This is a genomic window from Bdellovibrio sp. MYbb2 (assembly GCF_056175685.1).
Genome location: NZ_JBJKJI010000001.1, coordinates 1,382,888 through 1,406,180, shown reverse-complemented (window position 1 = coordinate 1,406,180; position 23,293 = coordinate 1,382,888). Strand labels below are relative to the sequence as shown.

The following is a 23,293-nucleotide window of genomic DNA, read 5'->3' as shown; positions in this document are numbered from 1 at the left end:
AGAGTCCTTTGCAAATGCCACTAAAAGGAGTAGAAGATCCCCACTATGAGTACTCACCGCTGCGACATTTTGATTATCGGCTCTGGCACTGCTGGCTTGGCTTTGGCTCTGAAGCTCTCGGAAAATGGAAAAGTGATCGTGCTGGCCAAAGAAAGCGCCGGTGGGACAAACTCGGCCATGGCTCAAGGTGGAATCTCTGCGGTGATGTCCGAAGAGGACAGTTTCGAAGCTCACGTACAGGACACTTTGACCGCCGGAGCCGGTCTTTGCAAAGAAACTGTCGTTCGCGATTATGTAGAGCAAGCCCCTGATCGCATTAAAGATTTAACAAACTGGGGCGTTCATTTCGACGTCCGCCGCCGTGGCTCGGAAGAAACCAACGAAGTGGATTTGACGCGCGAAGGCGGGCACAGCAAACGCCGCATTCTTCACTTCGAGGACCAAACGGGTTTAGAGATCCATCGCACATTACTTGCTCGCGTTCGCGAAAATCCGAACATCACCCTGATGGAAAAGTATTACGCCATCGACCTGATCGTGAACAAAGAAGTCGACCCTGCGGACATGGATCCTGTGACTTGCATCGGCTGTTACGCCCTTAGCAAAGACACCGGAGAGGTGCATACTTTTATAGCAAAAAACACCGCCTTGGCCACAGGGGGCGCGGGTAAGGTTTATCTTTACACTTCCAACTGGGGTGGCGCGACCGGTGACGGCATCGCGATGGCGTACCGAGTGGGCGCTCGCATCGCCAATCTGGAATTCATGCAGTTCCACCCGACGTGCCTGTTCCACCGTGACTCCCGCAACTTCCTGATTTCCGAAGCCTTGCGCGGTGAAGGTGGCGAGCTGATCGACAGCAAGGGCAACGCCTTCATGCGCAAGTATCATGACTTGGGCTCGCTGGCTCCGCGGGATGTGGTGGCTCGTTCGATCGATAATGAAATGAAAAAAACCGGCGCTGACTGCGTTTATCTGGACATGACCAAACTGGATCGTGAATTCCTTAAACAGCGCTTCCCGACAATTTTCAACAAGTGCATGGAATTTGGCATCGACATGAGCACGCAACCCATCCCGGTGGTTCCGGCGGCACACTATCTGTGCGGTGGTGTTTTGACAGATGTCACGGGTCGCACGGATATCACGGGCTTGTGGGCCGTTGGCGAAACCGCGTGCACCGGTCTGCACGGCGCCAACCGACTGGCCAGCAACTCGTTGCTGGAATGCCTGACCACGGCTCACAACTGCGCTGAAGAAATCAAAAAGCACTGGGACAGCTTCAAGCTGACAGACAAGGAACCCAAAGCCTGGACTCATCCTCAGGAATCCAACGATGACGAGATGATCGTGATCAACCACATGTGGGACGAAATTCGCCGCCTGATGTGGAACTATATGGGGATTGTCCGCTCTAACAAACGTCTGGAACGCGCGCAGCACCGTCTGAAAAACATTCTTTCAGAGACCAAAGAATATTACTCCAACATGAAGATCCACCCGGACATTCTGGAGCTGCGTAACATCGCGATCGTGGCGGATCTGTCAGTGGAATGCGCCTTGCGCAGACATGAGTCCAGAGGCATCCATTACAATCTCGACTATCCCGAAAAGAGCAAGACCGCCCACGATACAATCGTGGTTCGAGGCCTGAATTGACTTGCCCGTCCGGGGCGAGTCACGGCAAGCTAAGACAGTATGTACAAACGATCTGAAGGCTTCTTTAAGGGCTACCAAGACATCAACCTTTTCTTCCAGATTTGGGACAATCCCGAAGCGCGCGGCACCGTGATCATCACGCACGGCCATGGCGAACATTCGGAATCCTATCACCGTCTGATCAAAGCTTTTGAAAACGACAAATGGAGTTTTTACGGCTGGGATCTGCGGGGTCATGGTCGTTCTGACGGACGCCGTGGTTACGTTGCGGAGTTTGACGATTACTGCAAGGACTACAAAATCTTCCTCGACATGGTTATGAAAGAGGAAAAGGTAAAAAAAGGTCCGGTGATTTTGTACTGCCACTCCATGGGCGGATTGATTCAGCTGAAAACCATGCTGCAAAATTCCGACATCGACTGCACCGCGATGGTGATCAGTGCCCCCCTGCTGGGCCTGACAGTTCCGGTACCGGCTTTCAAAGCCAAAGGTGCTGGCATTCTGAACAAGCTTCTGCCGCAGATCACGATGGGGAATGAGCTTTCCAATGACATGCTGACACGTGATCCGGATGTGATCCGTGAATATGAACAGGATGCTCTTCGTCACACGCGCGTGTCTCCGGGTGCATTCCTGGGGTTCCTGGATTCTTTTGAATTCGTCAACCCTCGCGCCAATCAGCTTAAGAAACCCGCGCTGGTGATTGTGTCTGACGCCGACCCGGTGATCAGCACGATGGCGGCCAAAGCTTTGTACGAACACCTTGGCACCACTGAAAAAGAGCTTTACGTCTATCCGGGCGCAAAGCATGAATTGATCAACGATACGATCCGCCAGACTGTGTATGCGGATATCAAAAAGTTCCTCGACGGTTTTTTGGAGTCTAAGTAATGAGATATTTTTTGGCCTTGACCACTGTTACAATTCTGTCTGCCTGCGCTACCAATTACGAAGTGACTCCATCCGGTCGCACTCTGCGCACTTCTGACGAATACATCGAAGTTCTTGAAGACAACTCTGACAAGCTTCGCACCTACAGCGGTTTTTACAACGTGCTGGATGTTGAAGGCATTCAGTTGAATTCCAAAGTCGCGGCAGCCCAGCTGGATCAGAGCATGCGCCTGTATCAGTGGACCGAAGAAAAATACACAGAAGAAAAAGCCAAGTTTGAACAGCGTCTTTCCAAACAGTCTGAATTCTTTGTGACCTTCTTTACGCCAGAAAGAAAGAACGACGACCTGTACAAAGCCGACACTGTATGGAGAATCTTCCTGGATGTGGACGGTCGTCGCTTTGAAGGCAAAGCCACAAGAATCAAACTGCCACTGGCTGAAATCCAGGGTCTGTACCCGATTCACAACCGCTTCTCGACACCTTACACCTTCACGTTCCCGGTCCCGATGATTTCCATCGAGGGCAAGGATCAGAAGCTGACCATCACCGGCCCGGTGGGCTCAGGGACTTTGAACTATAAATCTTCCAAATAAAAAAAGCCCGCTCTGGAAGCGGGCTTTTTAGTTTTAAGAGCGCTTGAATCGGCGCATGACTTCCATTTCAAACAGGGGCTTTGCAAGTTTGGCGATCTTCAAACCCACGCCGGTCAAACCCGATGGCTCAACCACTTCCAGATCATGCAACACGGCTTCGCGGATGACTTCAGCATACTTGCCCGGAGTCATTGATTCAGACGGAATCACAAAGTTTTTAGAATACAAAGTTTCGATTTCATCAAACATGCGGGTTTTGATTCCCGGAGTGATCAACAACAGTGTGCTGACGCCGGTGTCTTTCAGCTCCAGACGGATGCAATTAGTGAAAGCCATCACTGCCGCCTTGGATGCCGCATAGGTCGAAGCACAAGGAAAGTTCATGTAGGCTGAGACGCTGGAGTTATTGATGATTTTTCCGCGCTTTCTTTTCAGCATGCCCGGCAGCACCCCTTGAGTCAGGTGCACCAGCGCATTCACATTCACCTGCAGCATTTTGTAAATATCATCGATGGGCTGATCTTCAATCAGCCCCCCGGTCAATACACCGGCGTTGTTGAAAAGGATATCCACCGGCACATCTTTGATTTGTTCCAGCAAATGTTCAACCCCTTCACGGGTCGAAAGATCCGCTTCCCAGATGTTCACGGACTTGGCACCCAGGGATTCAAACTCTTTAATCACTTCAGCGTCTTTTTTTCTAAGAACCAGATGCAGATGGGCTTTGTCTTCCGCGCAGATTTTCGCAAAAGCACGGCCAATGCCACGGCTGGCTCCGGTGACGAGCACATGACGATTTGTGATTTCCATAGGGTTTATCCTTCCTTGATAACTGTGCCGGGCCCCAGGCCCCAGGACTTAAGAATTTCAATTTCCTCGGACGCGGAAGTTGCTTTTTTGAATTTCGCCCCGGACTGACCGCTGACGCGCTTCTGACAACTTGGCCAGTCACGATGACGGTACACCAGCCCGCCCAGATTGCTCAGGTAACTGAAGGCCGCTTTCTTTTTTTCACCGGGACCTTTCATTTCTGGCAGACTGGTGTCAGCAGGAACCTGCAGCAAATCATACGGATACTGATCCAGACTGCCCGAGTACAACGACACATAGTCGTTCTTGGAAAATGCCACCGCGATACGATCACAACGTTCATTGCCCGGTGTTCCCACGTGACCGCGGGAATAGTGCCATTCAATCTTTCCCTGAGTTCCGCGCGCAGCAACGACGTGGGACAGATCTTCCCAGATGTCCTGATTGGAAACTTCACCGCCTTCAGCTGTTTTCCAGCCGCGACGACGCCAGCCGTGCACCCACTGGGTGATCCCGCGAATCAGATAGGTGGAATCCGTATAAAAGCGGACCGGCACCTTCACGTGAGCAATGACTTTCAAGGCCTCAAGGGCCGCTGTCATCTCCATGCGGTTGTTGGTGGTGGATCTTGCACCATCCCCCAGCTCTTGCACCTGATTGTCAGGGTAAAGAATCACACTGCCCCAGCCACCAGGGCCGGGATTGCCGGAGCAAGCTCCGTCGGAATAAATCATGATATGATCGCGAGTATTTGTAGACACGCCTGACATCCTTACGAGCCGGGGCTTTTCTGTCAATGCCCTGTGCGTAAGCCGCCACATTGAGGCCATGTTTCTGGGGTTTAGGGGAACAGCAAAGTCTTTGGACAGTCATGGACATTTTATCGCTTTCCCGAGTGTGGTCTTGTAACACAGGAGAATCTTTAATAGAACACCTTATCCAATTTCACCAAGGAGTCTACTATGAAGAAGATTGGCATTGCCTTGTTGTACAGTCTGGGAGTGTCTTTTACTGCCTCCGTGAAGCTTGTGAACTAATGACTTGTTTGGCAAAATTTCTTTTATTGTTGGTCGCTGTGGGCTGGACTGTTCCGACCTTCAGTCAAGCAGCCGCACCCCGCCCTTTGATTTTGTGGTTGCACGGTTGCACACAGTCAGCACAGGAGTTCATGGGGCTGACGGGCCTTGCGGAAAAACAGCAGTGGATGGGGTTGGATGCAATCATCTATACTCCCGAGCAGTCTGTTCTTAAGAATCCATTGACCTGCTGGAACTGGTTCCTGCCTGCCAATCAAAAGCGCAATCAGGGAAAGCTGAAGGAAATCACCGACCATATTCAAGACCTCGTCAAAAAAGGTCTGGTGGATCCGGAGCAAATTTATGTGGGTGGGTTTTCCGCCGGAGGTGTTCTGGCGGCTCACTTTGCCTATTGTTATCCGGATATTTTTAAAGCCGCCTTGATTCATTCCGGTGCCCCCTACAGAATTTTAAGTCGTTACCGGCAGGCCGAAAATGACTTGGGTGAAAAGGCCATAAAATGCAGTCGCGACATTTCCCACAGGAAACTACAGGAAATCGTCATCGTGCGCGGTGAAAAGGACAAGATATCCACCAGCAGTCAGGCACAGCAGTCTTTGCAGCAGGGGCTTTATTTTTTGAGTCATTCGGATGATGGTCAGCTGAATTCCTCTTTCACGAAGGTCGCAGATTCTGAAGATTTCATTCGTTGGAAGGCTTCCGGGGGTGCGGTGGTTTCTTATATTCGTGTGCCGGGCATGGGACACGCGTGGAGTGGCGGGGCCGCGGGATACACCTTTGCTTCGCCGAACACCTTCGATGTGACGATTCTTTTTCTCAATATGATAAAGTCCCGTTCCCGCTAAGCGTTCGCACAGAAGTTCGAGACGCTTTGTCTTAGGACCCCCGTATTTTTTTGAGACAAGGACTCCCCTGATATTCCACAATGAGTAGAATAATATTCAGATATCCGGGGGGATGTGTGAAAAAGAATAAGTTGGCGGCTTTGGCCGGGGCGTCCATATTGGTTCTTTCTTTTCAGAACTGTGCACCGCAAAGTTTGCGTTTTGATATGGACTCTGAAACGGCCTATCGAATTGACGGTGAACTTCCCGAAAATGCCAAAGTATCCGAGTTCCAAACGGAAGAATCTGTGGAATACCCATCGACACAGTTGGTTCTGGTGGTCGATAACTCCCAAACAATGAAGCAATCACAGGAAGAACTGGTGGCTCGTATCGACGGCCTGCTGGCCTCTTTGGCGACGAAAAAAGTGACTGTGCAGCTTATGTCCACCTCCAGCTATCTTAACCCCTCGGGCTCTTTGATTTATGGAAGTCTGAAAACAGGCAGTGAAGTTTATGTGAACGACATTTCAGAGCTGGCGGCCAATGACACTCAAGCCATTACCAAAACGATTTACGGTGGAAGTCCACAGTCTATCGTGCTGGACCCCCGTGATTCGGCGTCTGTTCGTCAGTCTCGCGTGAATAGTATCAAACAATCCGTGCTGAATATGGGAACTGCGGGAAGTGATAATGAATCCGCTCTGTGTTCGATTGTTCAGTGGGCGGCAAACAAATATCAGAAACCTGCGACAAATGAAAAGGTGGTTTTCTTCGTTCTGACGGACGAAGACAATTATCAAGGTCGTCATTGTATGAATGATCTGGTTTATAACTATGACCGCACGATGTCTGTCGTTTATAAAAGAGTCAGCATTCCATTTACGTTCACTGGGGTGGGCTATCGTGACGGAGTCAGCACGAACGTCGAAACGCGCACTTTCTATGGTTACAACTATCTGGCAAAAGGACAAAGTGAAGCAGGCTTGGCAGGACAGAACTGTCAGGGCGAGGACTTAAAGCGTGTTCAGGACAGTATGGCTGCGCTGGTTGGCAAGACAGCCTCTTATAATGGGGTGAATTTCCATTTTAACGAGGTTCAGCTGACCGAATGTAAATACACCGAAGTCGTTTCCACATACTATGTAGAGGAAAGCGAAGGTTTGACGGACTATTGTTCTCAGGCCTATCGTGGTCATGCGAATATCATGGCTTATCTTGCTTCCATTTACCCAGGGACTGCTGGGACTCAGGCCTGTAAAATGACGGGCCCGACAGGAGTGCGCCGTGGAATTGTACGCTCGGGGTATTTGCTGGAGGGCGGAACTGATACAGCCGAGAACTTCCTTCGCGATATTTCCAAGACGGCTCTGCAAGGAAACTACTTTATGGCGGTAGTGGGCAATACCCACGGTCAAAGCTGCGCGCTGAAAACGGGGCAGTCTTATGCGGAAACCTTTGAACGCCTGCAAAGCTCCAGTCCTGGCGTTGTGCAGACCTATTCCCTGTGTCAGGACGATGACGGATATAAAAAAGCCTTTGATAAAATCGCTTCGTCTGTTTCGTATATCAGCCAGGAGTTTCCTTTGGAGATTCCAGAGGGTATGAAGATCCGTGATGTGCTGTTAAAGAGAAAGAGCAGTACAGAGCTTGAAAAGGTCAAGGCCGATCAGTACGACGTGGCTGATGGTAAAATCAAATTCAGCCTTAAACTTGCCAAGGGAGACAAGCTGACCGTCGTCGTCTTCTAAGGCGACCCTAGATGACGTTCTTACCTGTGCACTCAAAACTAGAAATTATATCCTTGAAGTCTTTTGGAATTTCAAACTTTCGGCTGCGAATGATATCAATTGAAGTTTGGCCAGGCTCGAAAGACGTGTCGAAAACATAGTGCGTGCCCTTGCAATAAACGTATACGCTAACACTCGCCACCACTTTACCAGAACCACCCAGGCGATCCACCGCCGACAAGAGCATCAGCGCCGCCGGATAACTGTTAACGACACCGACTGATTTGTATACTGCACCACGAAACACAATCGTGTCTGCAATTGATTCTTTTTCAGAGTACTCGTTGCTTAAAATTACAGCCAACCAATTGCGCTCTGCGAGACCCTTCTCTGAACTTTTGTTGGAGGGAAAGCGCTTAAACACAACGCCAGTAGAATCAGACACATCTTCTCCGCCACCATTAGGAAGAAGGAAATAGTGTTCTTTGGGATATACGGCCGAAAAAAAAGGATTCTGAAATTTCGTGTACCCCTTGGGTACATTCGTTAAGCCTTTCCACTGAAATTTCCCTTTATCCAAAACAAATCCAACCTCGTTTCGAAGCGCTTCGGCAGGATTAAGACTTTGCTTTCCTTCAACGGAAGAAACCGGAAGCAACAAAACAAGAACAGCGATTACTTTACTCACCACGGTCACATCTAACTCCTCACACCAACTTCAATATATTCAATAAACTCATTATTGTGTACTATGTATCACCAGATACGCCTGAACTCTAGACCGGTGTCAGTAGGCCTTCTACCGAGATGAGGCCGGAATTGGCCCGGTGACCAAACCTTGGACAGTGACCTTGGGTCTTATTGCAGCTCAGGTCTGATTTTAGTGGCACCCGATTCGCAGTTGTAATGGTTCTGAGGTGGCCTATGTCTTTTGCTATTCGTCCTATTCTTGGATTTCTGATCAGTGCTCTGATGGCAGCGCCTGCGTTTGCCAACAATGCTTCTGTGACATCAGCAACATCCGTGATGCAAGCCCCGAAAAAGGACGGCCGCCGCTGGAGTGGCTTTATCAATTCCAGCTATTCCACCAACATGATCGACTATGAAGACGGCTCCCGTGGGGAATCCATGGACTATATGGCCCGCTTCAACCTTAAACTGAACAACACCTTCACCGCCCGTGTTCAGGGTGGTTATGCGCAGGATTTGAAAGACTCCCAAAACGATTCTTTCAGCAACACCACTTTCAGCGTGAACCGCACCCCGTTTGAGGTGGGTAAGCGTCTTTCCATGAACTATCGCGTGGGTATGGTGGCGCCGACTTCCAAAGACGCTCAGAAAAGACAAAACATGATTACGGCCCTGACGGCGGGAACGACTTTCATTGTCAATCCGGACTATCTCATTTCGGGACTGGATATCACGGCGACCCTGGGATTCAACCGCAACTTCCATCAGTATGAAACCGCCCTTGATGGGGCTGTGAACACAGAATATTCCTCAAACCAGGGTTTGTCCTTTGCTTATTCATTTGCCAACGGGATTTCCCTGTCCGCGGACTTTGTTCATATGAACACCTGGTCTTACCAGCGTGTGATGCGTGATTCTTTCGATTTCTCTCAGGAAATCGGTTATGAAATCAATCCTACGTTCTCGATTGCAGTGGGTCATACCAACAGCGGTTCGACTTTGAAACCGAATGGAACTGATTCCAACATCGACCTTATGGACGAAGACACGTCCCTGGTATATGGCTCTGTGACTGTTGTATTCTAAGGAACTTCATGAAACTGTGGCTGGCAATTCTCATTCTGATTTTGAGTTTCCAGCCGCACGCGCAGGCCACCACCCCACAATCCGGTTTTGACATCGTCTTTGATATCGACTGGACAACCTTTTACAGCGTCAAAAATCCCGAAGACCACAAAGGTGACCGCCAGATCCGCGTTGTCGAGGACAAAGCTTATCGCCACACTGATTTTTTGCCGGAAATGATTGAAGCCCTGATGCAAAGACATCCGGATGTGCGCATTTCATTTTTCAGCGGCGGCACCAAATCCCGCAACGAAACCCTGCTGTCGCAGGTGCATCTGTCCGACGGAAGATCCCTGCTGCAGATTGCCCACCGTGTGTTTTCCAAGGAAAACCTGCAGGTGGTTTCTCAGGATGAGACACTGGCATTCCCTGCCCGTTTTAAAAAGAATTTAAGCCTGGTCATGCCCGAAGCACCGCCGACACGCACGATTCTGATTGATGATCAGACAGACTTCGCAGTGAAGCCCCATAAAGCGGTCAGCTCTTTGGGGATCTTTGACTACTTTAAAAGCTTTGATCCTTCCATGGCGGGCAAACCCTATGCACCGGCCTCTTTGGAAGCTTGGAGCATGGAACGAAATAAAGCCCTGTTGTGGCTGGCGATGCTCGACACCGCTCTTGAAAACGCCCGCGTTCATGGCGATTTGGCCTCTGAAGCCCAGATCCAATGGAACCAACGCCCTCAGAACCGTTTCACTCTGGAAAAGGGCCGAACTCTGATTTCCCGTCCCAAAGCCCCTGCCTGCGGGCGCGTGTTCTAGATCACTGATCCTTCCACACCAGATTCATCAGCTTAATAAAATACAGATCCTGAATGGCATCGTAGGTCAGCGAATATGCCGTTGGGTAATAGCCGCTGATCAGCACTTTTTCCGGTGACGGAATCAGACTGGCAAACCAGTTGGTTGCAAGAATGAATTCCCTGGTCATCATGGGTTCGGCGAAGTTCATCTTTCCGTCGTAAAAGCCATAGATAAAGGTGCTGGTGAACGGCTGTCCGTTGTATTCGGGCGAACGCAAGTCCACCCAGTGCCAGCCCATCTGCGGAACCCCTTCCGGCGTCGGTGCATAGAAGGGCGGAATCAGCTCTGGTGCCGGTTGCTTCGTACAAACCGCAGCATCATCCCCCAGGCACGTGATCTTCTGACGGTCTGCAGAGCTGATCATGTAAAAGTGAAAGTCAAAATGAGGTCGGCCATAGATTGAATCCGGATCATGCCCATGGGGCATCCAGTCCAGCATCACGTGATTGTACGGAGGCATGGCCATCTCAGTGGGAAGCTCTACGATGAACACTTCAGGCGTATGCTCTGAAAGACCGTCCATGGCGGCTTTGGGGAAGGCCACACCAACGGAGATCGGCTTTCCCTGATCTGTTTCAATGAAGGTCCGCACCGAAGCGTTCCCCATCGGCGTGGCAGGCCCCCACACCATCTCTGCGTTTGCGATTGCTCCATACAGACACACTGACAGCCATAGCAGCAGCTTCATGCTTTCCTCCTTGAAGGGTACCTATAGCCAAACGTTAGAACGGTTTTGAGACAAGATCCTGTGTAGGGAATCAGCCCACTGCAGTGTCTCAAAATGAGAAGAGCCCTAATTGTCCCCTGATCAAACTCTGGACACCTTTCGGGGCTGAAATGCAAATAGTTCAAACTGGAGTGGTTTCACCGTGGCACCTTCAATGCATTTATATCCACTTAGGAGAGAGTCATTTCCCGAAGACCTTTATATTCGATATGGGTCCCGAGAGGTGACATTTTAGGAATGGAGAGAGTTATGTCTAACAAGTCTCAATACGCAAAGGCCTTCACAGCCCTACTGGCTCTGGCAATCTTTGCTACTGGTTGTACAAAGAAAAGGGACGCCGCTTTGCCGGAAGAAGCCCAGGAAAATGTCTTTGCAATCAGTGACATCCCGGAACTGCAAACTGAGAACTCTCAGTACGAAGTTCAGACTGATGACAGTCTCTCTACTCTAAGCCTGGGGGATTCCTCCAAAGCGACGGCGGAAAAAGGTGTGGTTGCGGTTCGCGACACCCAGGTTCCAAAGCGTCTTAAATATATGTTTAAAGGTCTGGAGATGTCCGGTCAGGCTGGCCAGAAGTACTCCATCACTTTCTCTGTTGATAAGCAATTCGTGACAGCTTACAAAATCGTGACTGACACCGCTGAATTGTCCAACCTTGAAAAGCATCTGGCTCAGGTGAAAGAGGAAGTTGTTCTTCACAAACAGCTTCAGAAATCCAAAGACAGCAAAAAAGCGAAGTCCATGGTGGCTTCCCTTAAAAAGATCCGTTCGGAAAAGCAGGCTCTTCTCTCCCAGAAGTCTGCAACTCTGCTGGTTCCTCTGTTCAAATTCAAAATCAATGGCTACGGTGTTTTGCAAAGAGTTAAAAATCAGTTGAACGAAGAGACCTCCACTCTTCGCATGAAAACAACTGACTGGACTGATGCAACTCACATTCAGGTGTCCATCAACCCGGCTGACCGTATGCCGGTGGGTATCGACGCTGCTTCCCGCGGCGATCTGGACCGCACTTTCGTAATGGATAAAATCAACAACAAGTTGATGACTGCTGGCACTTTGAACACTGACTATCAGATCCCAGTGAACCTGGAAAAAGACACTCGCATCCTGACTTTGCTGGATGTCGACGCTTTGCATGTGTTTGAAGTGGGTCAGATCGGTAAAACTGTACTGACAGACTCTCAATTGGCTCAGTTGAAATCCGGTGCTAAAAACGCCAACGTTCGCCAGTGCTCTGACGAACTGGTTAAAGCTCTTCCGGCTGATGCTCAACAAAACTGTATCCTGGTTCTGCGTTACGATGTTCCAGTAACATATGTTCGCCCGGAACTGGCAGCAGTTGACTACGAAGGCAATCAGGACGCGACAATCTCTTTCAAAGATGTTCGCGCTCGCGATGCTGTAGGTCTGGTTCAGATCGCTCAAAACGTAGAAGCTAAAAAAGTAGAGGCGAACACTCAGTTCGACCCGCGCACAACTATCAAAATCGCTGATGTTAAAGGTAAAGAGTTCTTCTATAAGCGCACGATCGAAGACGTGGCATTCTCTGCTGCTTCCCCGGGTCTGGCTGCGGGTATGGCGGGTTCTTTGACTATCGTTAAGTTCGACCTTGAAGAATCCCGTGTGGTTGTTCGTAAGGCAGACCTGATCGCTAACTACAAATCCGGTACAAACGCAGTCGATTACGAAGAACTGATGTCTTTGCCGGTGAAATACCTGAAACTGGAAGAAAAAGATGCAACAGGTGCGAAATACGCGATGGCTCGCCTGGTTGAAACTTCCCGTAAAGACGCCGAATACATGGAATTGGACTGGACGAAGAACTCTCTTCCACAGGACAAATCCCCTTACGCTGCTGTTTATGAAGGTTGCTTGACTGGCATCGCTGATGCTCAAGTGATGGACATGAACATGAAACTGGATCAGGGTGTGTTGAGCTTCACTCAGCAGTACTCCACAGGTCTTCGCTGGTCTTGCATCGGTGACTTCCAGGCCTTTGATGATTACAACGGCACTCCAGGTTACCAGGCAGCGGTTCGCGTAAAAGAACGTGTATCCTTCAAATTGAACGACGGTTCCACTGACAAAGCATTCGTTGAATCCATCCCGTTCTCTGCCCAAAATGCACTGGGTTACGGTGTTTGGACTATCGGTCAGGCTAACCCTGACAAAAACAACCTGCGCGGTCGCGAAGGCACTGAAAAAGCATTGCCAATGGTTCACGACTTCAGAAACGGCAAGAAACTGGTTTACACAGTGACTGGTCTGCCGACTGACAACGCTGAAATGCGCAAGCTTTATATCGAATCCACTGAAGAGCTGGTGAAGTCATGGAACCTCGTTTACAAGCAAGCTTTCAAAGGCTCTGCTTTGGAGCGCGACGGTGATTATATCGAAATGCAGATCGCTGGTGAAAACGGTGTTGAAGCTCACTTGGGTGATCTTGATAAGAACATCATCCACTTCGAGAACAAGCCTGCGGACCACGGTATCCTGGGTGTTTCCCAGGTTGGTTTCAACCCGCGCTCTGCGATCGTGGTTGCTGACTCTTTGATCCTTTACGCTGGTAACATGCTTCAAAGCGTGGGTGCGGACTTCCGCAACATGCAGATCAAACAAGACTGGGACAAGAAGAAAGAGGGCTTCCGTGAGCAAGCTCGTGCTCAACTTGCAAAACAGCAAGCCGAAGAGGCAGAAGCAGCAAAAAAAGCTCAGACTCAGCAAGGCACTGCACAGGACAAAACTGTTGCGGCGACTCAGTTCACTCGCAACATGGTGAGCAAACTTAAAGGTGTACAGACTGATGCTAAATCCAAGATGAAGGCTTCCAACATCCGCGCTTCCATGAACACATTGAAAGCGACGGTTGCAGAACGCAAATCTTTGGGTGGCAACAACAGCTTCAAGTTCTCTTCTCCACAGACTCAGGACGCTTGGATGAGCAAAGTCCACAAAGCAATGTCTGAAAAGCCAAGCATCACTCCTCGTGAAATCGAGACGATCATGGCTCGTGAGATGCTGGCGGCGAAAGGTTCCAAGCTGTCTGCGAAAGAAAAAGCGACTTTGGCTAAAACTGTTAAAATGGGTGAAATCCACGCCAAAATGATGGCGACGATGCAGAACACTCCAGGCTGTATGAAAACATCCGCGGAACTGGCTGATTCCAGCTTCATCGCGATGCCATTCAACCAGGCTTTGAAGATCGAAATCATCAACACTCTGGGTCACGAGATGGGTCACTCCCAGGGCTTGACTCACAACTTCATCGGTTCCTTCGATAAAGCGAACTTCGCCAATGAAGACGGCACTCCGAGCAAACGTAACTACTCTTCCATCATGGACTACCTGACTCCAGGCAAGTTCAACTGGGATGGTCTGGGAACTTACGACATCCGCGCTCTGCGTGCTTCTCACTTGGGTTTGGTTGAAGCGACTCCGGAAACGATTGCAAAACTTGAAGGCAACGCTGCTTCCAAGAATCTTCTTGTTAACGGCAAATTCCTTCACGTGAACACGATCAAAGAAAGCTTCGCCAAAAACGGCTGGGCTAACTTCAACAAGTACCAGGTTCAAGGTGTGTTGAAAGAGTACATGTACTGCACAGACAAAGACGTTGGTTACGAGCCTACGTGTGAGCGTCACGACTTCGGTACTTCCGCTCAAGAGATCGTTGAATCCAATATCAACGACTGGGAAAGCATGTACGTGAACTCGTTCCACTCCTGGGACCGTCTGGTGTTTGATGTTGGAACTTCCATCCGTGCAAGCTCCGCGTCCTCTTATTACCAGTTCCGTATGCGTAAATTCATGGACGAGTTGTTCTACATGCTGGTTGTTGATAACAGAAACCCTGCGATCCAGGACTACGTACAGGCTTCTTTGAAGACTTACCTGTTCTACACGCAGCTGATCAACACTCCGGATGCGAACTCTTTGTTCCAGAGCAGCGACCGTTTCATCGCGGTTCCTTACGAGAAGAAAGAAGTGAACGAAAAGGGTGAAGAGACTGGCAAGACTTCCATGGACGTTGCGATCGTTGAAAAACGTGCGATCCAGGATATCTCTGTAACCAAAGACCGTCTGGACACTGTAGGCCTTGAGTACGAAAAAATCACGGCTATGGAAATGCTGACTATGAAGGGCTACCCTTCATACAAGTACTACTACAACAGCATCCAGTTCTCGTTCCTGGACTTCGAGAAGTACATCCTGGGCATGGCTCCGCAAAACAGCCTGTTCGTGAACACGATCACGGGCATGATGCTGGATCAGTTGCAACCTACGTTCTCTAACGAAGACGTTCAATTGCAGCCAATCCAGGGTGAAAAAGCGACTGTGACTGCCTCCATGAGATTCTATGCTGGTATCCACGCCATCCTGAATCTGGAAGCGTCCACTCTGCGTGACAAAGACAACTTTGCAACTCTGTTCAAAGTTGGTAGCAGCCTGGGTCAAGCTCCATCTGACAGAACGGCTTTGAGCCAGTTGGGTGTATCTGAGAAATCCAAAACTCGTCTGAGCTTCTGGGCTCTGGACAACGCTTTGGCTTCCCAGACTCTGGTTAACGTGGCAGCTCAGAAAAACTTCTTCATCCAGAATGCAGAAGTTCTGAACCCACTGATGCAGAACATGGCGATCCTTCAGCTTCAGAACCTTCTTACTCAGGGTAAGTTGGCTGCGAAACTGGCGGAAGCCAAAGCTGCTCTGACGGCGAAACTGAACGAGCTGAACAAAGATGGCCAGATCGTTTCTGCGGAAATGGTTAAAGCCAACCCAGCATTCAGCATCGAGAATCAGGTTGAGTTGATGACTCAGATGAACGATCAGGTGATTTCTATCTCTGTAGCGGTTCTGACGAAACAACAGGGCGCTCAAGAGGCAGCTGGTGAACTGGCTGGTGAAGCGGCTCAATTGGCAGAAGTTCTTCCATTGATGGCTTTGGACTTCAACGCTCTGAACGAAGCGATGAAAACTGCGGGTGAAGCTCTTAGCAAACAGCAGGGTCTGGAAGTTCTGGCTCAATTGGGTGACATTTCTTCCCAGTTGGTTGATGGCGGCGGTCTGGAAGTTTCCTACGGCATCATCATGAAGAACCTTGAGTTCCTGAACAAACTGACTCTGATGACAAACCCAGAGTACAACAGATAATCAAAATGCTCTCCTGGCGCGGATTCCTTCTCTCCGGAATCCGCGCCTTTTTTTTTGTTTTAGACAAGTGACTTGAACCAAACAATAAACCAAGCATGAACCCGGAGTTTTTATGAAAAAAGTAGTGTTTGCTGCCCTTCTGTTAAGTGCCTCTTCCGCCCTGGCTGACGTCAGTTCATTCATCGGCCGTTACGACCTGAATGCGTCTGACATCAATGGTGAGACCTTCTGCTATGACGGAGTGATCATATCTGAGAACGAAGAATCTGAACTGGAGTTCTATCGCGCCGACGTCACCTATATGCCGCTTTATAAAGGTGTTGTGAATGGCGGGGCTCGCGACGTCAGTGGTTCTCACGGCGAGGCGTTGAGCTCTTCCAAAGGGAAGGAAAAAGTGACCTACAAAAACGGCACTCTGACATTCCAATACAGTGGAGTTAACAAGTTCCTGGGTGTGCCTGCCAGCCGCGTGCAGAGCGGTGTCTCCATGAAAATTTCTGAGAAAGGCCGTGTGCTGACTCTGACCCGCAAAGAATTCGAAGGTGTTGCCTTCGGCGTGGGTCGCGATGCTGTTGCCAAGTGCGAATACATTCGCAGCAAATAATCCCGGAATAAAAAAAGGGAGGCTTCTAGCCTCCCTTTTTCTTTTTAAACCCGTGCTTTCGGGAACAGTCCTTCACCCTTCGTGAAGAGCTTTTTCAACCAGACACCAAAGCTGTCTTCCGGACCCGGCAGACGTTCCGCGATGATCAGCCCTTCGCCACGAAGCTTGCTTACCAACGCCTTCATTTGCTTTTCAGATTCGTCGGAATGAGTGAACTTCACGCCGTAACCCGGGATATCCGTTCGGTTGTCCTTGTAAACCACCGTCCCGTTCACTTTGATGTGCTGGCTTTGGTAAGTCCACTCCATCTCAACCGTGTCATTTTCATTCAGTGCCGGTGCGGAAGAAAGGAACAACCCACCCTGGGAAATACTTTTGATAAAGGCTTTCTGCCCATTGGCAGAACCCATGTGATTGAAGTGATAACGTGGAGCCGCTTCCCACCAGCGCATGCGCGGATCGAAGTAAACCTTCTGCACGGAAGGCACCACAAAGTAAGCCACCACCAGAACATCGATCAAAACCACCACCAGCAAAAGCACCAGAGTGCTCATATTCATGTTGGTCCAATAACTGTAGATATTTGAAAGCAGAATCACCAGCAGACAACCCAAGTAAGCCCAGTAGCTCCAACGGCGGCAAATATAGATGAAAACACCTGCCAACACCGGCACCAGAACATAAAGAGCCACCAAAGGTTTGGGCAGAACTTCAAACCAGTAAGTCCACTGCTGCGACAGCGTCCTTCCGGAACGAACTGCATTCAGCAAAAGGTTACCCGCCGGAGCCAGGATGTGAAGCAAAGCAAGGATGATGAGGGACCATGGTTTTGTTTTCATATCAAAAATGATATGGAACCCTCAATTCCTAGACAAGGAAATAGTTGTCGATGCTCTTTTCAAGCCGTTCGTTCAAATCTTTCAGGCTGCCCAAAGTTTCGATCTTGACCACTTCGTCCACAGGATAAACAACAGCCAGTTTCACCTGCTGCACGTTTTCCAGATACTTCATGCGATACAAAGCCCAAGTGTAGGCCTCAAGCTGCCTGAAAGCTGTGTCAGAATACCGTTGGGACCCGGTTTTGTAATCCACCATCCACAACGTCCCGTCAACAATGCCCCAAAGATCGATCTGCCCCTGCATCAGGGCCTCTTTGTACTTCAGAGCAAAACCCCACTCGACAAAACCTTCGTTGATGATTCTTAATAGCGGCAGTTCCGGGGTTTTCGCCAGGAACTCCAGCGGCTTTTTAAGGTCCTCGTCTGAAATCTTCAAAAGCTCATCAAATGAAGTGAACTTCAAAGCCTCAAACAGTCGGTGAGCATTGGTCCCCTGCTGAGCCCGCGCCAACCCAGACCCCAGCTGAGAAGCTTTCGGCGTGTAACCGCCACCAGCCTGCACACCCTCGGGGGTCACCAGTTCAGTGACCGAAATGTATTTTCGTTTTTCAGAAGCCTCGGCCTGCCATTGCGACCGCAGGTCTTTTTCAGCCAGGTCCTGCTCTGACATTTTGACCGGTTGAGGATTTTCACTGCGTACAACGTAAGAGAAATCTTTTTCCTCGTGAAGACCTTCTTCCAGATTCAACGGGCAATGGGCCGCCCAGGATTTCTTCCCGATTTTTTTATCCCACAACAGTGTCACCCCGGATTTTGCCCGGGTCAGAGCCACGTACAAAACACGGTTGAACTCTTCAGTTTCACGTTTGCGCAGTTCTTCCACAATCTGATCGGCCAGCACACTGCCGGCCATGGCTTGAGTTTCTTCGTTGCGCACTTTCAGGGACCACAAGCCGGTTTTTTCATGAATACTCAGAACCGGCGCATGACTTGCGCGCGGGTCATTACCCATACCCGGCAAAATCACCTGATCAAACTGCAAACCTTTTGACGCGTGCACGGTCATAAAGTTCACACGCTTTGGTTCAATCACCGGCGTCGCATCCGCATCCTCGCCCCCTTCGTCCGTAGACAGGGTTTCAAGACTCGAATCCAGGAAGTCCAGATAGTTAAAGCCCGGACGGCGTTCTTCCTGCGAAAGCAAAGACACCACTTTCCACAGATTCGCCTCGCGACGACCGGTGGAATCAATGCGGGCGGAATAATCAAACAGCCCCAGGTCAATCAGCGCCTTTTTCAATGTCCAGGACAGACCTTTGACTTCGGCCTGCGCCAAAAGCGCCTTCATCACCCGCAACGGATGAATTTCCGGCTTCTGATCCAAGGTTTTTTGCGCCTCTTTCCAGAAAGAATGACGGAAAGAATGGCAACAAGAAAGAATCTCGCTGTCCGGCAAAGCCAGCCATGGGGATCTTAAAAGCGCCACGAAATTGGCATTGTCATGAGGATTCACCAAGAACTTCAAAACCGCCAAAGCGTCCAGCACCTCGCGGCGCTCATAGAATCCGCTGCCGCTATGAAGCTGCAAAGGCACGCCGTATTCCTGCGCGACTTTGGCAATGTCTTCCAACGTTCTATGAGTTCGGCCCAGAACACAGATTTGCTCCGGACTGGTTCCGGATTGCAAAAGCTCCTGAATGCGTGCGACGGTGGCCAGAATCTCGGCCGAAGTTTCGTCCTCGTCACCGGTTTCAGACAGCACAACCTGCACCACCGGAGTTTCGGGACCTTTTTTCGGTTTCTTTTCATCCGGGGTCATCGCAGCAAACTGCGAACCCAGGCGAGTGAAATAATGATTGAAGAACTCCAGCACTTCCGGCGACGAGCGATAGTTCACAAGTTTGACCTGCACGTCGCCCTGCTGGGCTTCGATTTCGGCCACTTTTTCACGGAAGACCTCTGAACGGGCGCCACGGAAAAGATAAATACTTTGCTGTGGATCCCCGACGATGAACACCGGCTTTTCCCCAACAAGGTGGCGCAACAGTTCCACCTGTACGGGACTTGTATCCTGATACTCATCCACCATCCAGAAGTCCCACTCTTGCGAGAACTTCACGGCGGCATCCGGCTGATCCAAAGTGATTTTGGAAGCCAGGGTTTCAAGATCACTCATGGATAGCAGACCGCTTTCAAGCTTGGTCTGCATAAAGTCGCGGCAGAAATTCTGCGCCAGTTCTTCAAACAGCGCGCAGTTCTTTTCATGGCGATCCCAGTATTCGGGACGATAGCGTGGCTCGGCCAACAAACGGTCGACGCGGTCACGCAGTTCTTCCAGCTCTTCATTCAGACTTAAACTGAATGGCGGGGTCGCTTTGCGAAAGACCGGCTTGCTGATGTTTTCCCAGAAAGATTCCAGACGGGCAAAGAAGGCCTCCCAGTCACCGTTCGAGGCATTCCAATCAAAGCCAGTCATAGCCCCGGCATAATCAACCCATTTGTCATTGCTGGTTTCCTGGGAAATTTCCAGGCACACCCGGCGTAAAGCTCCGCCGATATCAGACACAAACTTGGCGGTTTCTTTTTCCATCTCGCCACGGCGGATGAAGGTCATTCCCGGGAAAATCACCTGCTCGCCGAAAAACTTCAGCAGCGCCCCTTCCAGGGTCTGAAAGTCATATTCTTCCAAAAGTTCCTGCAACTGCGGATTTTCCAGCAGATATTTGCGCATGATCTTGCGCGCTCCTTTGCGGATTTCAGAATCACTCATGATCTTGTAATCCGGAGTCAGGCCGATGGCAGAACCATAACGGGAAAGGAACAGACTTAGCACCCCGTGGATGGTTGAAATCTGCACCTGGGATTTTGAGCTGACAAACTGGAACAGGTCATCACGCTTTTCATCCAGAGCTTTTCCCAACAGACGCTCTTTCAGTTCTTGCGTGGCCTTGCGGGTGAACGTGGTCACCACGATGCGGGGGAACTTCCCGTGCTTTTCCTTAAAGTCGCTCGCGAACTTCAAGAAAGTCTGGGTCAATGTCGTTGTTTTCCCCGCACCGGCACCGGCACGCAGGATGATATTTCTTAGTTCAGGTGTGGTGCCCGACATTGTCGCCTCCACTCACAGCTAGTACAGGTTTTAAAATCTGCGGGCTTCGCATCACATTCGCCATTTTTGATGCGACCCAAAGTCGTCATTAGAATCTGGCTGAATTCCGTCAGATAGCGCTCTTTGGCTTCGAAGGTGGCGTTTTTGTCTTTACGTTTGTTGGCGGGATACAGAACCCCGGCAAGGTCATCGACTTTGAAGCCCTTGCGTTCAAAATTTCTGAAAACATAATAGAACAAGCCAATGACCTCACCCTGCACATCCTGCACAAGGCCCTTTTCCAGAACCCACATATAGAACAACAGCTGCAATTCATGGTTTTTCAGCCAAGAGCCATGGGCAGAAATCCCGCCCGAGGAACTTTTATAGTCAACCACCACCAGTTGCTTGCCGCCATCACTGTCGATACGGTCAATCTGACCTGAAATGCGGAAGCAGTTGTCACGAGCCTCGGTGGAAATATCCCCCGATTGCGGATCCAGATAGAATTCAAAACGTTTTTCACGTCCGACAGTGCGGGTTTTCTTGAACTCTTCACGCCAGCGTTTTTCAAAATCCAGGAAACGCAGGCCCAGTTGAATGTGCTTCTTTTTTAGCGGAGTCCACAGACGCTCGTCTGCAAACACCAGCTTCTTTTCAACCCGCACGGCTTCAAGCAACTGATCCAGCTCTTCAACCTTCCAGTCAAAACACATGGGTTCAATTGTCAGTTTTTCGAAAATGGCGTGGGCTAACTGCCCGCGCGTGCGGTGATCCACGTCCAGATCAACATCCGGCAGGTCTTTTAATTTGAAATATCTTTGTGCCGCGAAGATAAACGGACACTCCAGGAAGCTTTCCACCGCGGACGCCGAAATGCGTGGCAATTCGGGTGATGCAATTGTGGCAAAGGGAACTTTCCCCAGATCCTGAAGGATTCTTTGTTCGACCAGTTCTTTTCTTCCGGCCAGCAGAGGGCGCTCCCCGCGCTGAGTGGAATGTTGCAGTTCATCCCAACGGGTTTCCAATGGCACGGTCAGTTTTTCATGCTCGCCTTGCAAGCTCATCCAGAAAGTGGCCGGTGAACACAGGGAACCGCTCAAGTCCGTGGCGCCGAAGCAATAAAGGTCTTCATCACTTTCAGCTTCTGCCAACAGGCGCAGTTCAAACTCCAGATCGCTTTGATCCGGATTGTCCAGATAGAAACCAATGTCTTTGGCTAGTTCAAAATAGTCTTGTCCCGAAAGCTGGGTCTTGTTGCGACCCTTCAAAGCTTCATCAGTCAAACCCACGAAAATACGACGACGGGCTTTTTCACTGTGTGCCGACATCAGCTTCGTCGCCATGATCCCGCGAGGCTCGCCTTTTTCCAAAGTGTATTCCTTGGCAGCGACGATGCTTTCAAGGTAGCTCAGCCATTCCTTCCAGGTCAGGGAAGTTCCGGCCACGGCGTTTTGCAAAAGTTCGCGCAACACGACCTGCACGATATCTGTTTCATCGGAATTCCAGGATAACAAAGCTTTCGCAACAAATTCATCACGCTTTAAGAATCCCCCCAGATCCATCTGTTCGAAGAAGACCTTGTGCACGATTTCATTGCGCGCAAGATCCTCGTTCACATACAGACTTTTAAACAGGGACCGGAATTCCTCATAGCGCAGCTGCTGGGCTTCTTCTTTTTCAAAGAACGAAATCTCAAGATCTGAAGTCGACAGTCGGCCGCTTTTGGATCTGAGCAGCGCCAGCCAGCGGGTCACTGAAGGCAGGCTTTGCGCTTTGTGAGTGATGTCTTTTTGAACAGGAATGCCTTCCTCAGCCAAATAAGCCTGAAGCACGGGCCAGTAGGTTTCAATGTCCGGTGCAATAACGGCGATATTTTCCGCGACGATACCCTGATCCAGCCACTGACGGACCTGACCGACACTGTGTTTGATTTCAGCCAGCATGCCTGAGAAGCGCAGAACTTCTGATTTCTTTTCACCACGCACCACCGCCGGAAGCTTTTGCACCCCGGTGCTCATGGCTCGCAGATCTTCATACGGTCTTAACAGGAAATGGAAGTCGGCACGCCAGACCGGTGTTGGCTCCAGCACCACGACATCAACAGAACGGGAAAGCACCTGCAGAATCTCGGCTTCCACGCGCGTGATCTCACCGCTGAGATCCACGATCAATGGCATATTCCAGACTCTTTCCAGGTCATTGAAGTTTTGCAGGTACGCCGTGATCCAGTCCGCCGTGATCACACGGTGTTCCTGCAGCAGCTTCAGCGCACAGAAACGCGCGCGCAGATACCATTCTTTCCAGCGGTTCATGGCTTCAGGGTGACTTTCAAACCATTCCGTCAAGCGAGCTGTGCCTTCCGGGTGAAAGATCACTGCCGCCATCTGATCGATGTAGCTGAACACCGTGTCTTCGGCCGAGGAATTCACGCCCAAAACTTCGGCGTGTTCATCCATGATCGTGCGCAGAAGAGATCTGGCAAATGGATCACTGACCAGACGAAGCCCCGGATCCAGACGCTTAAGCAGCATCTTCCACAGGTCACTGGCACGCAGGACGGATTCATCGATGTACTGGCCATCACGGCCCAGGATTTTTTGCTGAAGCTCAAATTTAGTGCGCAGATCCGACACGAGCCAGGATTGCTCGCGGGGGTTGTAATTAGCGAAGATCTCAGAAATCTGAGATCTACTTTCAATGGAAATTACTTTCAGCATTC

Annotated in this window: 16 protein-coding genes; 9 read left to right on the top strand and 7 right to left on the bottom strand. The window is 50.2% G+C overall.

Annotated features, from left to right (window positions below):
- The first annotated feature begins 45 nt into the window (after positions 1-45).
- The 3 genes from nadB to AC04MQ_RS06815 are packed head-to-tail and all read left to right on the top strand — an operon-like array spanning position 46 to position 3,146.
- Entirely contained in the window at positions 46-1,659 is a 1,614-nt protein-coding gene (gene nadB, locus AC04MQ_RS06825) for an L-aspartate oxidase (RefSeq protein WP_475391645.1), read from the top strand.
- Between the two features lie 39 nt (positions 1,660-1,698).
- Complete coding sequence (locus AC04MQ_RS06820; protein ID WP_475391643.1) at positions 1,699-2,550, top strand: lysophospholipase; 852 nt, start codon at positions 1,699-1,701, stop codon at positions 2,548-2,550.
- Positions 2,550-3,146 (top strand): YgdI/YgdR family lipoprotein, encoded by a 597-nt coding sequence (locus AC04MQ_RS06815; RefSeq protein ID WP_080602429.1) that lies wholly within the window; start codon positions 2,550-2,552, stop codon positions 3,144-3,146. Before AC04MQ_RS06820 ends, AC04MQ_RS06815 begins: the two co-directional genes overlap by 1 nt.
- A 33-nt stretch (positions 3,147-3,179) precedes the next feature.
- Here the strand turns inward: AC04MQ_RS06815 and AC04MQ_RS06810 are convergent, their stop codons facing one another.
- Together AC04MQ_RS06810 and rnhA are read right to left on the bottom strand one after the other, a co-directional pair.
- A complete protein-coding gene (locus tag AC04MQ_RS06810) occupies positions 3,180-3,956 on the bottom strand; it encodes an SDR family NAD(P)-dependent oxidoreductase (RefSeq protein WP_475391641.1) in 777 nt (258 codons plus the stop codon).
- Positions 3,957-3,961: 5 nt separating this feature from the next.
- Entirely contained in the window at positions 3,962-4,726 is a 765-nt protein-coding gene (rnhA, locus tag AC04MQ_RS06805) for a ribonuclease HI (RefSeq protein ID WP_475391639.1), read from the bottom strand.
- A 275-nt stretch (positions 4,727-5,001) separates the two neighbouring features.
- Here rnhA and AC04MQ_RS06800 point away from each other — a divergent pair, with 275 nt between their 5' ends.
- Both AC04MQ_RS06800 and AC04MQ_RS06795 read left to right on the top strand, forming a co-directional pair.
- Positions 5,002-5,838 carry an extracellular catalytic domain type 1 short-chain-length polyhydroxyalkanoate depolymerase gene (locus AC04MQ_RS06800; protein WP_475391637.1) on the top strand — a complete coding sequence of 279 codons (837 nt, stop codon included), beginning with the start codon at positions 5,002-5,004 and terminating at the stop codon, positions 5,836-5,838.
- A gap of 116 nt (positions 5,839-5,954) precedes the next feature.
- Positions 5,955-7,568, top strand: a complete 1,614-nt coding sequence (locus AC04MQ_RS06795) for a hypothetical protein (RefSeq protein ID WP_475391635.1) — start codon at positions 5,955-5,957, stop codon at positions 7,566-7,568.
- 7 nt (positions 7,569-7,575) lie between these two features.
- On the opposite strand, the gene AC04MQ_RS06790 is transcribed toward AC04MQ_RS06795, so the two are convergent.
- Positions 7,576-8,244: a hypothetical protein gene (locus AC04MQ_RS06790; RefSeq protein WP_475391633.1), complete on the bottom strand. Its 669-nt coding sequence runs from the start codon at positions 8,242-8,244 to the stop codon at positions 7,576-7,578.
- 227 nt (positions 8,245-8,471) lie between these two features.
- On the opposite strand from AC04MQ_RS06790, the gene AC04MQ_RS06785 reads away from it, so the two are divergent.
- Positions 8,472-9,323, top strand: coding sequence for a hypothetical protein (locus AC04MQ_RS06785; protein WP_475391631.1), 852 nt, complete (start codon positions 8,472-8,474; stop codon positions 9,321-9,323).
- Positions 9,324-9,331: 8 nt separating this feature from the next.
- Complete coding sequence (locus AC04MQ_RS06780) at positions 9,332-10,123, top strand: hypothetical protein (protein WP_475391629.1); 792 nt, start codon at positions 9,332-9,334, stop codon at positions 10,121-10,123.
- Position 10,124: 1 nt separating this feature from the next.
- Here AC04MQ_RS06780 and AC04MQ_RS06775 read toward each other — a convergent pair whose 3' ends face one another.
- Positions 10,125-10,853, bottom strand: a complete 729-nt coding sequence (locus AC04MQ_RS06775) for a DUF5602 domain-containing protein (protein ID WP_148278863.1) — start codon at positions 10,851-10,853, stop codon at positions 10,125-10,127.
- 288 nt (positions 10,854-11,141) lie between these two features.
- On the opposite strand from AC04MQ_RS06775, the gene AC04MQ_RS06770 reads away from it, so the two are divergent.
- Positions 11,142-16,040, top strand: coding sequence for a zinc metalloprotease (locus tag AC04MQ_RS06770; RefSeq protein WP_015092159.1), 4,899 nt, complete (start codon positions 11,142-11,144; stop codon positions 16,038-16,040).
- 112 nt (positions 16,041-16,152) lie between these two features.
- Positions 16,153-16,644, top strand: coding sequence for a hypothetical protein (locus AC04MQ_RS06765; RefSeq protein ID WP_015092160.1), 492 nt, complete (start codon positions 16,153-16,155; stop codon positions 16,642-16,644).
- Positions 16,645-16,688: 44 nt separating this feature from the next.
- On the opposite strand, the gene AC04MQ_RS06760 is transcribed toward AC04MQ_RS06765, so the two are convergent.
- From AC04MQ_RS06760 to AC04MQ_RS06750, 3 genes are read right to left on the bottom strand one after another with little or no spacing between them, the layout of a single operon-like run.
- Positions 16,689-17,483: a PilZ domain-containing protein gene (locus AC04MQ_RS06760; RefSeq protein WP_015092161.1), complete on the bottom strand. Its 795-nt coding sequence runs from the start codon at positions 17,481-17,483 to the stop codon at positions 16,689-16,691.
- Between the two features lie 28 nt (positions 17,484-17,511).
- Positions 17,512-20,592 (bottom strand): UvrD-helicase domain-containing protein, encoded by a 3,081-nt coding sequence (locus AC04MQ_RS06755; RefSeq protein WP_475391626.1) that lies wholly within the window; start codon positions 20,590-20,592, stop codon positions 17,512-17,514.
- Positions 20,568-23,291 carry a PD-(D/E)XK nuclease family protein gene (locus AC04MQ_RS06750; RefSeq protein ID WP_475391624.1) on the bottom strand — a complete coding sequence of 908 codons (2,724 nt, stop codon included), beginning with the start codon at positions 23,289-23,291 and terminating at the stop codon, positions 20,568-20,570. Before AC04MQ_RS06750 ends, AC04MQ_RS06755 begins: the two co-directional genes overlap by 25 nt.
- Positions 23,292-23,293 lie beyond the last annotated feature (2 nt).